The sequence below is a fragment of the Bacteroides fragilis genome (assembly GCF_019583405.1).
Classification (GTDB): domain Bacteria; phylum Bacteroidota; class Bacteroidia; order Bacteroidales; family Bacteroidaceae; genus Bacteroides; species Bacteroides fragilis_B.
The window spans coordinates 75326-89048 of record NZ_SZUU01000008.1 but is presented as its reverse complement, the minus strand read 5'-3'; the positions used below and the strand labels follow the sequence as shown (position 1 = coordinate 89048).

Here is a 13723-nt window from a genome sequence, read left to right as displayed (position 1 = left end):
CAGACAATTTAGAATATACAAAAGCCGATTTATTATTTTTTTCCAAGTTCCGTGAGAACTTAATCACTTTTGAACGAACAATTTAATAAACAAGTCAGCATGGTTCAGAAAGGAGCAAGAAAAAAATGACATACATACATTAACCTCTAATAATTATGCTTATGAAGTAGAAAAAACGAACCCTTTACAAACCTTATTCCGGAAACAAAATAAAATCCGGAATCCTAAAACAAACTATCAAATTAATGTTTAACCGAACAATTTAGTGTATGACAGAAAAAACTAACCTGTTTCCGAACCTAATCCGGTTTCGAGAAACAAATCGCCTGAAAATGGCAATCGCTGCTTCTATCATGCTATGGTGTGCTACACCTCAGCAAGCGGCAGCCGATACTTACGAAAAACACGAAATCGCCACTGTACAGCAGCAAAAAGTAAAAGCTACCGGTACCGTGGTAGATCAAAATGGGGAAGCTATGATTGGTGTATCCGTCAAAGTGAAAGACAATGCCACCATGGGAACTATCACCGACCTGAATGGTAAATTCTCTTTTGACGTACCTAAAGGCGCTACACTTGAAATTTCTTACATTGGCTACAAAACCGTAACTGTCAAGGCAGAAGGTACAGTCCTCAACATTACAATGAAAGAAGATGCAGAGGTATTGGATGAAGTCGTTATTGTAGGCTATGGTTCACAAAAGAAAGTGAACGTGACCGGTGCCGTCGGCATGGTCAGCTCCGACGTACTTGAAGCCCGACCGGTACAAAACGTATCGCAGGCATTGCAGGGTGTAGTACCGGGTCTGAACCTCTCGGTGGGTAACTCCGGCGGTGCATTGGATAGCTCGATGAGTATCAATATCCGTGGTGCGGGTACCATTGGAGACGGGTCTGGATCTTCACCTCTTATTTTGATCGATGGTATCGAAGGTGACCTGAACTCAGTTAACCCGAACGACATCGAAAATGTATCTGTACTGAAAGATGCAGCTTCTGCCTCTATCTATGGTGCCCGTGCTGCATTCGGTGTAATCCTCGTTACAACCAAGAGTGGTAAAAGCGGAAAAGCAAGGGTCAGCTATAACGGTAACGTACGTTTCTCTGACGCACTCTGTGTACCGGAAATGATGGACTCTTATCAATTTGCACAATACTTCAACCGTGCAGCCGAAAATGCCGGTGACTCAGGTCCATTCAGCCAAGAAGCACTCGACCGTATCCTTGCCTACCAAGCCGGAACCCTGAAAGAGACAATGACCATGAACGAACAAACCCGTAAATGGCAGGCTTATGGCGGTGCTAATGCCAATACCGACTGGTTCAAGGAATTCTATAATGACTGGGTTCCGTCACAAGAACACAGCCTGAGTATCAGCGGAGGTACAGAAAAGACACAATATACCATCAGCGGAAGCTTCCTTGACCAAAACGGTCTGCTTCGTCATGGTAGCGATAATTTCCAACGCTATACGATGAACGGTAAAATCACAAGCCAGATTGCTGATTGGTTCACTGTCACTTACTCAACCAAATGGACACGCGAAGACTTTGACCGCCCGTCATATCTGACAGGCCTCTTCTTCCACAACATCGCCCGTCGTTGGCCGACCAACCCGGCTTACGACCCGAACGGACATCCGGTAGACGGCATGGAAATCGAGCAGTTGGAAAACGGTGGAAAACAGATCAACCAAAAAGACCTGAACACCCAACAGCTACAGTTCGTTTTCGAACCCATCAAAAACTGGAGAATCAACGTAGAAGGTAGTTTACGCACAACGAACACGAACGAACACTGGGATGTATTGCCGGTGTATGCATACAACGCAGATAACGAACCGTACCTGATTTCATGGAACGGCGGCGCACTCGGCCTCTCTCAGGTAAACGAGTATTCATATAAAGAAAACTACTACACGACCAACATCTATTCGGACTACTTTAAACAGTTTGACAGCGGACACTACTTCAAAGTCATGGCCGGTTTCAACAGTGAGCTTTATAAAACCCGTTATGTCCAGGCTCAAAAGAGTACACTGATTTCAAGTTCAGTGCCTACTATCAACACAGCCACTGAAGACCCGAAAGCATGGGGAGGATATGCCCACAATGCCGTGGCCGGTTTCTTCGGACGTATCAACTACAATTATAAAGACCGATACATGGTGGAAGCTAACGGACGTTACGACGGTTCGTCACGTTTTATAGGTGACAAACGCTGGGGATTCTTCCCCTCATTCTCTGCCGGATGGAACGTTGCACAAGAACCATTCTTTGAAAGAATCGCTGAAAAATGCAGCATCGGTACATTGAAACTCCGCGCTTCTTGGGGACAATTAGGTAATACAGATACCAAAGACGCATGGTATCCTTTCTATCAGACTATGCCGACAGGCTCCAACTATGGCTGGTTACTGAACGGAGCATTACCTAACTACGCCAACAATCCGGGCATTGTCAGCATGAAGAAAACGTGGGAAACCATCGAAACATGGGATGTCGGTTTGGACTGGGGATTGTTTAACAACCGCTTGACCGGTTCGTTCGACTACTTCGTTCGTTATACTTACGATATGATCGGTCCGGCTCCCGAATTGGCAGCATCTTTAGGTACAGGAGTGCCAAAGATCAATAATGCGGATATGAAGTCCTACGGTTTTGAACTTGAACTGGGTTGGAGAGACCGTATCCGGGACTTCTCTTATGGCGTGAAATTCGTTCTGTCTGATTCTCAGCAGAAAATCCTGAAATATCCGAATGAAGACTACAACATCGGTACTTATTACAAAGGCCAGAAACTCAATAATATCTGGGGATACAAGACAATCGGTATCGCACAAAGCCAGGAAGAAATGGATGCCCATCTGGCAAAAGTAGACCAATCGGCCTTGGGTAGTAAATGGGGAGCAGGCGACATCATGTATGCCGACCTCGACGGTGATGGCAAGATCAGCACAGGAAGTAATAAACTGGGAGATACAGGTGACCGCGTTATCTTGGGTAACAGTACTCCGCGCTTTAACTACGGTCTGACTATCGATGCAAGCTGGAAAGGAATCGACTTCCGCGCATTCTTCCAGGGCATCGGCAAACGTGACTATTGGCTGCAGGGCCCGTACTTCTGGGGATCAACCGGCCTTGGACAATGGCAGGCTGCCGGCTTCAAGGAACATTGGGATTTCTGGCGTCCGGAAGGTGACCCTCTGGGAGCAAACACCAACGCTTACTACCCACGTGTAGCAAGAAACGGCGGTAAGAATACGAATGTACAAAGCCGTTATTTGCAGAACGCAGCTTATTGCCGTCTGAAAAACATCCAGATAGGTTATACTTTGCCTAAAACATGGACAGAAAAAGCAGGTATGTCGTCTGTACGTGTCTATGTATCCGGAGACAACTTACTTACTTTCTCTGATATCACAGGCATCTTCGACCCGGAAGCAATCGGAAGTACATATGATGCGAACAACGGTAAACTATATCCGTTGCAGAGAGTCATTTCAGTCGGTTTAAATGTTAACTTCTAAAAAACACCAAGAATATGAAAATTAAAATGAAATATATCGTGGCGCAGGCTTGCCTCGTAGCGGGAGCATCCATGGCTCTGACTTCGTGCAACGACTTTCTGGACAGAGAGCCGCTGGATCAGGTCACTCCGCAAGAGTATTTCCAAACTGCAGACCACCTGGCAGCATATACCATTTCAAAATACAACTCTATGTTCTCAACACATAGCGGATGGAATGCCGGTACGGTAAACAATGATGGCGGTACAGACAACATGGTAGTGGGTGGTTATAACTCTACCTACTATGAAAAAGGGATCTGGAAAGTACCTTCAAACAATGACAACTGGTCCAACGGATTGTCACTGGCCCGCTATTGCAACTACTTTTTCGAACAAGTATTGCCTAAATACGAAGCCGGAAAGATCTCGGGATCAGAAGATGATCTCAAACACTACATCGGTGAAATGTATTTCATGCGCGCCTTGGTATATTACAACCAGCTACGCAAATACGGAGATTATCCTATCATCACTGAGGTGCTTCCGGATGATGAAGCGATACTGATTGAAAAGAGTGTACGTCAGCCACGCAATAAAGTGGCCCGCTTCATTCTCGAAGATCTCGACAAAGCCATCGGATTAATGAAAAACCAGGGCTTTATGAACAACAATCGCCTGAACAAACAATGTGCTTTGCTGATCAAATCACGTGTAGCATTATACGAAGCTACATTTGAGAAATATCATCAGGGAACGGGCCGCGTGCCGGGTGACGAAACATGGCCGGGAAAGAGCGTACATCCGAATTTCTCACTCGATGTATCAGCCGAAATCAACTTCTTCCTCGACCAGTGTATGGATGCAGCTTCACAAGTAGCGGACGCTATCACACTGACCGAAAATACAGGGATATTCAATCCGCTTAGCGACAGTGAATATTCCGGTTGGAATCCTTACTTTGAAATGTTCTCTGCTGAAGACATGAGTGGTTATTCCGAGGTTCTTTTCTGGAAAGATTATCTTCGTTCGGGAAGTATCAACATCAGCCACGGTGCTCCCAATTATATTTATTCAGGTGGAAACAATGGAATGTTGAGAAGCTATGTACAGACTTTCCTGATGGAGAACGGATTACCCTGGTATGCCGACAACAGCGGATTTAAAGGTGACAGCAGAATTCAGGAAGAAAAAGAAGGACGTGACCAGCGCCTACAACTCTTCTTGTTCGGTGAGAAAGACAAACAGGCCCCAAGAGCCGATGGTGACGGCACTATGCCCGAGTTCGGCGAACCTGCTCTCTTTGAATTGCAAGAAGTCAGAGATTTGACGGGATATCGTATCCGCAAGTGCCTAACTTATAAGAAAGACCAGATTATTTCCGGTTCCGACCAGTCGACCACAGGATGCATCATCTATCGTGGTGTGGAAGCTTACCTTAACTATCTGGAGGCATATTACCTGAGAAACGGTAAGGTCGACGGAAAAGCAGCCCAATACTGGACCGCTATCCGCAAACGTGGCGGAGTGGACACAGATTACGAAAAGACCATCCGCAATACGGACATGAGCAAGGAAGTAGACTGGGCAAAATACTCCGGTTCTACATTGATAGATGCAACTTTATTCAATATCCGCCGCGAACGTCGTTGCGAATTTATCGGTGAGGGTATGCGTTGGGACGACCTGATGCGTTGGAGGGCCATGGATCAGTTGCTCACAACCAAATATGTTCCGGAAGGATTCAACTTCTGGGATGAAGCTTATGATGACTATGTGGCAATGAAGAACGACAAAGGTGAGCCTAAATATAAGATTGTATCAGACGGTAGTTCAACAGCCAATATGTCAGCCAAAGAATTAGGTAAATATGTACGTCCATACTCAATCGTAAAAGCAAATAACGCTGTATTCGACGGTTACACATTCGCTAAGGCATACTACTTGTATCCGGTGCCGATACGGCAGATGGAGCTCCTGTCTCCAGACCGCTCAGTCAACAGTTCTGTACTTTACCAGAACCCATACTGGCCAAACAAAACAAGCGAACCGGCTATCGAATAATAGTTTTCCAATAGGAACTAAAATATAAAAAGTATTGATTTTTAGTATATAATAAAGTTGTTGTGGTAAGAGATTTATAGCAACTACACAAATTTAAAAAAGGAAAATTGGAAAAAGGGCGTCCGTGAGGATGTCCTTTTTTATAATTACATAATTAGAAGAACGGTATATATAAACAAAAAGGCCGCGCAAATTGCACAGCCTTTCATTATATGAATATCCGCAAATATCAGCTCTTGTTAGCGCGCTTACGTTCGTTTTCATCCAAAAGCACTTTACGCATACGCATAGCCTTCGGAGTAACCTCTACATATTCGTCTTCCTTGATGTATTCCAATGCCTCTTCAAGAGAGAACTGTACGGGAGGAATCAAGCGGGCTTTCTCGTCAGAACCGGAAGCACGCATATTAGTCAACTTCTTCGACTTAGTCACATTTACAACCAAATCTTTTTCATGGGCATGCTCACCCACTACCTGACCTGCATATACCTCTTCCTGAGGAAAAATAAAGAATTTACCACGATCCTGCAACTTGTCGATAGCATAAGCAAATGCAGTACCACCCTCCATCGCGATAATCGAACCATTGGTACGACGTTCAATATCCCCTTTGAACGGTTGATATTCTTTAAAACGGTGAGCCATAATGGCTTCACCTGCCGAAGCTGTCAGAACGTTCGTACGAAGACCGATGATACCACGTGAAGGCATGTCAAACTCAAGGTTAATACGCTCACCGGTATTCTCCATCATGGTCATCTCACCTTTACGGCGGGTTACCATATCGATGATCTTACTTGAATATTCTTCGGGCACGTTAATCGTAAGCTCCTCAATCGGTTCACATTTTACTCCATCTATTTCTTTATAGATTACTTGCGGCTGTCCGACCTGTAACTCGTAACCTTCGCGACGCATGGTTTCGATCAAGACAGAAAGGTGAAGCACACCACGGCCTGATACAACCCATTTACCGTCTTCTTCGCTCTTACGTACGCGCAAAGCCAAATTCTTATCCAATTCCTTGGTCAGGCGATCATGGATATGACGTGAAGTTACAAATTTACCATCTTTACCATAGAACGGAGAGTCGTTGATGGCAAACAGCATACTCATAGTCGGTTCATCAATAGCAATAGGTGGCAATGCTTCCGGATTTTCATAATCACAGATCGTATCTCCAATCTCGAATCCGTCAATGCCCACCAAAGCGCAAATATCTCCCGAAGAAACCTCGGTCGTCTTCACACGACCCAGCCCTTCGAATACATGAACCTCTTTAATCTTAGATTTTACAATGCTGCCGTCACGCTTAGCCAAAGACACGTTCATACCTTCTTTCAGTGTACCACGATGAACACGTCCTACAGCAATACGGCCTGTATATGAAGAATAGTCGAGCGAAGTGATCAGCATCTGTGGAGTACCCTCCAGTTGTTCCGGAGCAGGAATGTTCTCTACAATACAATCCAGCAAAGGCACAATGCTGTCCGTCTGCTCTTTCCAGTCCGTACTCATCCAGTTGTTCTTGGCCGAGCCATAGATTGTCGGAAAATCAAGTTGCTCTTCAGTAGCATCGAGGCTGAACATCAGGTCGAAGACCATCTCGTGTACTTCGTCCGGACGACAATTCGGTTTATCAACCTTATTAATAACAACAATCGGTTTCAATCCGATTTCCAAAGCTTTCTGCAGCACAAAGCGCGTTTGCGGCATCGGGCCTTCAAAAGCATCAACCAACAGAATGCATCCGTCGGCCATGTTGAGCACACGCTCTACTTCGCCACCGAAGTCGCTGTGTCCCGGAGTATCAATAATATTAATCTTAGTTCCGTTGTAATTGATAGAAACGTTTTTAGAGAGGATCGTTATCCCTCGTTCACGCTCCAAGTCATTGTTATCCAGAATTAATTCACCGCTTGTTTGGTTGCCGCGAAACAAGTTTCCGGCTAAAAGCATTTTATCGACGAGAGTCGTTTTCCCATGGTCAACATGGGCAATAATTGCAATGTTTCGAATATTTTGCATAGAATACCTATTATTTGGCGACAAAGGTACAAAAATTGGATTAGAAAAAAGGGATACTATAGAAAATATTTCCTGCAATTCATTGTGGGATAAAAGATAATGCCTATCTTTGCACGCTCAAAGAAACATTTTATAGATCAATAATTTTATTAATTATGTATTTAGACGCTGCTAAAAAGCAAGAAATCTTCAGTAAGTACGGAAAGTCTAACACTGATACTGGCTCAGCTGAGGCCCAGGTAGCTTTGTTTTCATACCGTATTACTCACCTGACTGAGCACATGAAGCTCAACAGAAAAGATTATAGTACAGAAAGAGCTTTGACTATGTTGGTAGGTAAACGTCGTGCTTTGCTCGACTACCTGAAAGCAAAAGATATCACCAGATATCGCGCTATCATCAAAGAGCTCGGCTTGCGTAAGTAATCACTTACTGCGAACAAAATTTAAAAGCCGTTTCTTCTCTATGGAGGAAACGGCTTTTATTTTTTATCTTTCTCCCTTGCTTGGATATAAAATTTCATTAATTTTGCAGCAAAACGAATTAAATTATAACCTTTTACCGGGAAAATACATTCAACATTATGGATACAAGCAAAATCGTAGGAGAAAAAATTAAATCACTCCGTGAGAACAAAGGAATCTCAATAGAAGAACTTGCCGAACGCTCAGGATTGGCTATTGAACAAATAGAGCGTATCGAAAACAATATTGACTTGCCTTCATTGGCTCCACTTATCAAAATAGCCCGTGTATTGGGCGTACGTCTGGGCACTTTCCTCGACGACCAGGACGAAACAGGTCCGGTAGTTTCACGCAAGATGGAAGCTACAGACACAATCAGCTTCTCAAACAATGCTATCCATTCGCGCAAGCACATGCAGTATCATTCATTGTCTAAGTCAAAAGCCGACCGCCATATGGAACCGTTCATCATTGATGTAGCCCCTACACAAGACAGTGATTTTGTACTTTCTTCCCACGAAGGAGAAGAATTTATCATGGTCATGGAAGGTGTCATGGAAATCAGTTACGGAAAAAGCACTTACCTGCTCGAAGAAGGTGACAGCATCTACTATGATTCCATCGTCCCCCATCACGTTCATGCTTATGAAGGACAAGCCGCCAAAATCCTGGCAGTAATCTATACACCTATTTAATGATCGGCAATTATCGCTCTACACATTACTAAAAACATGCAACTATACGAAAGAACACTCGGACAATGGCTTGAACATTGGGCCGAAACAACACCCGATAAAGAATATATTGTGTACTCCGACCGCAACTTGCGCTTCACCTGGCAGCAATTCAACAGACGGGTGGACGAGATGGCGAAAGGATTGATTGCTATCGGAGTGGAAAGAGGTACTCATGTAGGAATCTGGGCCGCAAACGTACCGGACTGGCTTACCTTATTATATGCCTGCGCAAAAATAGGTGCAGTCTATGTAACGGTAAACACCAACTATAAGCAAGCCGAACTGGAATACTTGTGCGAAAACTCGGATATGCATACGCTCTGCATCGTCAACGGCGAAAAAGACAGTGACTTTGTACAGATGACCTACAACATGCTTCCGGAACTGAAAACCTGTGAGCGCGGACACTTGAAGAGCGAACGCTTCCCCTATATGAAAAATGTGATCTACGTAGGACAAGAGAAGCACCGCGGGATGTACAATACACAGGAAATCCTGTTGTTGGGCGATAATATAGAAGACACCAGACTCAATGAACTCAAAGCCTGCGTCGACTGTCATGACGTGGTAAATATGCAATATACCTCCGGGACAACCGGTTTTCCCAAAGGGGTCATGCTGACACATTACAATATAAGCAATAATGGTTTCCTGACCGGCGAGCATATGAAATTCACAGCCGACGATAAACTATGTTGCTGCGTACCTCTGTTCCATTGCTTCGGCGTAGTGTTAGCCACCATGAACTGCCTGACCCACGGCTGTACCCAGGTGATGGTTGAACGCTTTGACCCACTGATCGTACTGGCATCCATCCATAAAGAAAGATGCACCGCACTCTACGGAGTACCTACCATGTTTATCGCCGAACTAAATCATCCGATGTTCGATATGTTCGACATGTCAAGCCTTCGTACAGGCATCATGGCCGGCTCACTCTGCCCGGTAGAGTTAATGAAACAAGTGGAAGAAAAAATGTATATGAAGGTTACCAGTGTATACGGACTGACAGAAGCGGCCCCCGGCATGACCGCTACACGTATTGACGATCCGTTTGACGTACGCTGCAACACCGTAGGACGTGACTTCGAATTTACAGAAGTGAAAGTACTTGACCCTGAAACTGGTGAAGAATGCCCGATCGGTGTACAAGGGGAAATGTGCAACCGGGGATACAACACCATGAAGGGATATTACAAGAATCCACAAGCTACGGCTGAAGTGATAGATAAGAACAATTTCCTACACTCAGGAGACCTGGGGATCAAAGATGAAGATGGAAATTATCGTATCACGGGACGCATCAAAGATATGATCATTCGTGGCGGAGAAAATATCTATCCTCGTGAGATAGAAGAATTCCTTTATAAGCTCGACGGAGTAAAAGACGTACAGGTATCGGGTATCCCATCTAAAAAATATGGAGAGGCAGTAGGCGCTTTCATTATTTTGCACGAAGGAGTAACCATGCAGGCTTCGGACGTACAGGACTTCTGCCGTAATAAAATCTCCCGCTACAAAATCCCTAAATACATTTTCTTTATTGACGAATTCCCCATGACAGGAAGCGGAAAGATACAAAAATTCAAATTGAAAGATTTAGGACTGAAACTTTGTGAAGAGCAGGGTATCCAGATCATATAAAATAGATACACATGATAAGTGATTAGCGTTTGGAGCTTTTCTCCCGCTAATCACTTACTATTCCACTATTTTTCCATAGGCAAAGTAAAATAGAAAACAGTTCCTTTTCCCTGTTTAGAACGCACCCAGATTCGCCCGCCCATCTTTTCGACAAGCATCCGGCAAATAGTCAATCCTAATCCTGTTCCCTGCACGAAATCATCTATTTTTCCGAAACGCTGAAAGATTGTAGCCACCCTTTCTGCCGGAATACCTTTCCCCGTATCAGATATGTAAAACTGGACTACATCCGCCTTCTTCTGAAATCCAAAATGAATTTCTCCGACAGAAGTAAATTTAATGGCATTAGTAATCAGGTTAACCAATACCTGAGAAATACGTTCCCAGTCTCCTTGTATACACAGTTGCGAATCTACGTCATCCAGTACAAGCCGGACTTCCGGTTTAACCGACTTCACATACAACCCATACAACTGTAAACAGATATCTTTCAACTTCACCGGATGATAAGAAAACTCCAGAGAGCCGGCTTCAAGTGCAGATAGATCAAGAATATCATTGAAGAGATTCAACAAAATAGTTGAGTTGTGTTCCACGATATCGGCGTACTGTCGCTTTTCATATTCATTTTCCGCTTCAATAATCAGTTTGGAAAAGCCCACAATTGCATTAAGAGGAGTACGAATTTCATGACTCATATTAGCTAAAAACGAAGATTTCATCCGGTCGGCCTCTTCTGCTTTAACCCGGGCAGCTATAAGTTCCTTCTCTGTCTTCTTTATTTCGGTCACATCCCATGATACTCCAATAATATACGGATGCTGACCTCCCGAAGGAATGACTGTCTTCATAGTGGTAACCGTGCGGACTTCACCACTCATCGTAGTATAATTCTCCAAATATTCAATACGTCCCAACTTCATTACTTTCAAATCGTCTTGCCGGAAACGTTCGGCATCTTTTTTGTCCGGAAATATATCTGCATCCGTACTACCGACAGCCTTCTGTACAGAAATTCCCGAATATTCGGCAAAAGCTTTATTCCAATAAAGATAACGGAAATCGTTTCCTGTATCTTTCACAAACAAATAGACAGGAATATTATTCAGAATATCATTCATCAACGAATTAAGACGTACGATTTCACTTCGCTGAGCCTCGTTGGTTCTTGCCATTTCAGTCTCTTGTGATACATCACGGCACATACACAACAAATATTGATCATCCAACGGAAAAATACGATTTTCATAATGGTGAAGAATACCGTCCAGCGTTAACGAATGTTCGGCTATCGAACTCTTTCCGGTACGAATCACCTTATCCATGTTCTGACGAACACTTTCATAAGCTTCCTCAGGAACAATATCTCTTACATTTGAATTTATAATACTCTCGGCGGTAGTACCTTCGACATGGTTCGTCGTAGGTGATGAAGCCAACTCTACTATATTGGCATTATGGTCAAAAACAGTAAGCATATCGGGCAAAGCATCCAAAATCCGAGTACTGTACCGTTCGCGAAACCGTCCTTTTTTAAGAGAGTCAAGTTCAGAAGAGAGCCCCTCTACTTTTTTCTCCAATTTCTCTACAATCTCCAGTAGTTCTTCTTTTGTTTTATACTCGTAGTATCCCATGGATTTCAGGTTGTTTAAGTCTATATTGTTGTATATAGCATTTGATTACTTGCAAATATAATACATAAATCTGAAAAATATCCTACAAATCGAAGTTATTATTGATTAAAAAATCCGATAGCTTTTGCCCTACTATTCAGAATGTTCTATCTTTGCACCACTTTATATTTTAAACAATTTACATTTATGTCCACAGAATTATTCTCTACCCTGCCCTACAAAGTGGCAGACATCACACTTGCCGACTTTGGTCGCAAGGAAATCGACTTGGCAGAAAAAGAAATGCCCGGCCTTATGGCTCTTCGCGAAAAATATGGAGAATCCAAACCATTGAAAGGTGCCCGCATCATGGGATCACTGCACATGACTATCCAGACTGCTGTCCTGATCGAAACACTGGTAGTCCTGGGAGCTGAAGTTCGTTGGTGCTCTTGCAACATATATTCGACACAAGATCATGCAGCAGCAGCCATTGCAGCTTCAGGTGTTGCCGTATTTGCTTGGAAAGGTGAAACTTTGGCAGACTATTGGTGGTGTACCTTGCAGGCTCTGAACTTCGAAGGAGGTAAAGGGCCGACAGTGATTGTCGACGATGGCGGGGATGCCACAATGATGATCCATGTGGGCTATGAAGCAGAAAATAATGCTGCCGTATTGGACAAAGAGGTACATGCCGAAGATGAAATAGAACTGAACGCCATACTGAAAAAAGTGCTGGCAGAAGACAAAGAGCGCTGGCACCGGGTAGCGGCTGAAGTACGCGGAGTTTCGGAAGAGACAACGACCGGCGTGCATCGCCTATACCAGATGCAGGAAGAAGGCAAGTTGTTGTTCCCTGCCTTCAACGTAAACGACTCGGTTACCAAATCTAAATTCGACAACCTGTATGGTTGCCGCGAATCACTGGCAGACGGCATTAAACGTGCCACAGACGTAATGATTGCCGGTAAAGTAGTTGTAGTATGCGGTTATGGAGATGTAGGTAAAGGCTGCTCACACTCCATGCGCTCTTATGGAGCCCGCGTTTTAGTAACAGAAGTCGATCCCATCTGTGCACTTCAGGCCGCTATGGAAGGTTTTGAGGTAGTGACCATGGAGGACGCCTGCAAAGAAGGTAACATCTTTGTTACCACAACCGGCAACATCGACATCATCCGTATCGATCACATGGAACAGATGAAAGATCAGGCCATTGTTTGTAACATCGGTCACTTTGACAATGAAATTCAGGTAGATGCCCTGAAACATTACCCGGGTATCAAACGTGTCAATATCAAACCACAGGTAGACCGTTATTATTTCCCTGACGGACACAGCATCATTCTATTGGCAGACGGCCGTTTGGTAAACCTGGGCTGCGCCACAGGACATCCCTCTTTCGTGATGAGCAACTCTTTCACTAACCAGACACTGGCACAGATCGAGCTGTTCAACAAGAAATACGACATCAACGTATATCGCTTGCCGAAACACCTGGATGAAGAAGTAGCCCGACTGCATCTTGAAAAGATCGGTGTAAAGCTGACCAAACTGACTCCTGAGCAGGCTGCCTATATCGGAGTTTCGGTTGACGGCCCATATAAAGCCGACCACTACAGATATTAAAAAGTTACGATTGGGCGATTTACGAATAACGGTTAAGC

General features: G+C 44.1%; 8 protein-coding genes. 6 read left to right on the top strand and 2 right to left on the bottom strand.

Annotated elements, in window-relative coordinates:
- Window positions 1–269: 269 nt before the first annotated feature.
- Together FDF36_RS16335 and FDF36_RS16330 are read left to right on the top strand one after the other, a co-directional pair.
- Window positions 270–3530, top strand: coding sequence for a SusC/RagA family TonB-linked outer membrane protein (locus FDF36_RS16335; RefSeq protein WP_220392064.1), 3261 nt, complete (start codon window positions 270–272; stop codon window positions 3528–3530).
- A 14-nt stretch (window positions 3531–3544) separates the two neighbouring features.
- Window positions 3545–5572, top strand: coding sequence for a RagB/SusD family nutrient uptake outer membrane protein (locus tag FDF36_RS16330; RefSeq protein ID WP_220392063.1), 2028 nt, complete (start codon window positions 3545–3547; stop codon window positions 5570–5572).
- A 229-nt stretch (window positions 5573–5801) separates the two neighbouring features.
- On the opposite strand, the gene typA is transcribed toward FDF36_RS16330, so the two are convergent.
- A complete protein-coding gene (gene typA / locus FDF36_RS16325) occupies window positions 5802–7601 on the bottom strand; it encodes a translational GTPase TypA (RefSeq protein WP_220392062.1) in 1800 nt (599 codons plus the stop codon).
- Between the two features lie 155 nt (window positions 7602–7756).
- On the opposite strand from typA, the gene rpsO reads away from it, so the two are divergent.
- The 3 genes from rpsO to FDF36_RS16310 all read left to right on the top strand — a co-directional run bounded on the left by rpsO (window position 7757) and on the right by FDF36_RS16310 (window position 10446).
- A complete protein-coding gene (gene rpsO, locus FDF36_RS16320) occupies window positions 7757–8026 on the top strand; it encodes a 30S ribosomal protein S15 (protein WP_220392061.1) in 270 nt (89 codons plus the stop codon).
- 158 nt (window positions 8027–8184) lie between these two features.
- On the top strand, window positions 8185–8760 hold the full coding sequence (locus FDF36_RS16315) for a helix-turn-helix domain-containing protein (RefSeq protein ID WP_005781772.1): 576 nt from the start codon (window positions 8185–8187) through the stop codon (window positions 8758–8760).
- Window positions 8761–8796: 36 nt separating this feature from the next.
- Complete coding sequence (locus FDF36_RS16310; protein ID WP_220392060.1) at window positions 8797–10446, top strand: AMP-binding protein; 1650 nt, start codon at window positions 8797–8799, stop codon at window positions 10444–10446.
- Window positions 10447–10511: 65 nt separating this feature from the next.
- Here FDF36_RS16310 and FDF36_RS16305 read toward each other — a convergent pair whose 3' ends face one another.
- Window positions 10512–12080 carry a sensor histidine kinase gene (locus FDF36_RS16305; RefSeq protein ID WP_220392059.1) on the bottom strand — a complete coding sequence of 523 codons (1569 nt, stop codon included), beginning with the start codon at window positions 12078–12080 and terminating at the stop codon, window positions 10512–10514.
- 186 nt (window positions 12081–12266) lie between these two features.
- Between FDF36_RS16305 and ahcY the strand changes: the two genes are divergently transcribed.
- The gene (ahcY, locus tag FDF36_RS16300; RefSeq protein WP_220392058.1) at window positions 12267–13685 is read left to right on the top strand and encodes an adenosylhomocysteinase; all 1419 of its coding nucleotides are present in this window, start codon (window positions 12267–12269) and stop codon (window positions 13683–13685) included.
- The last annotated feature ends 38 nt before the right edge of the window (window positions 13686–13723 follow it).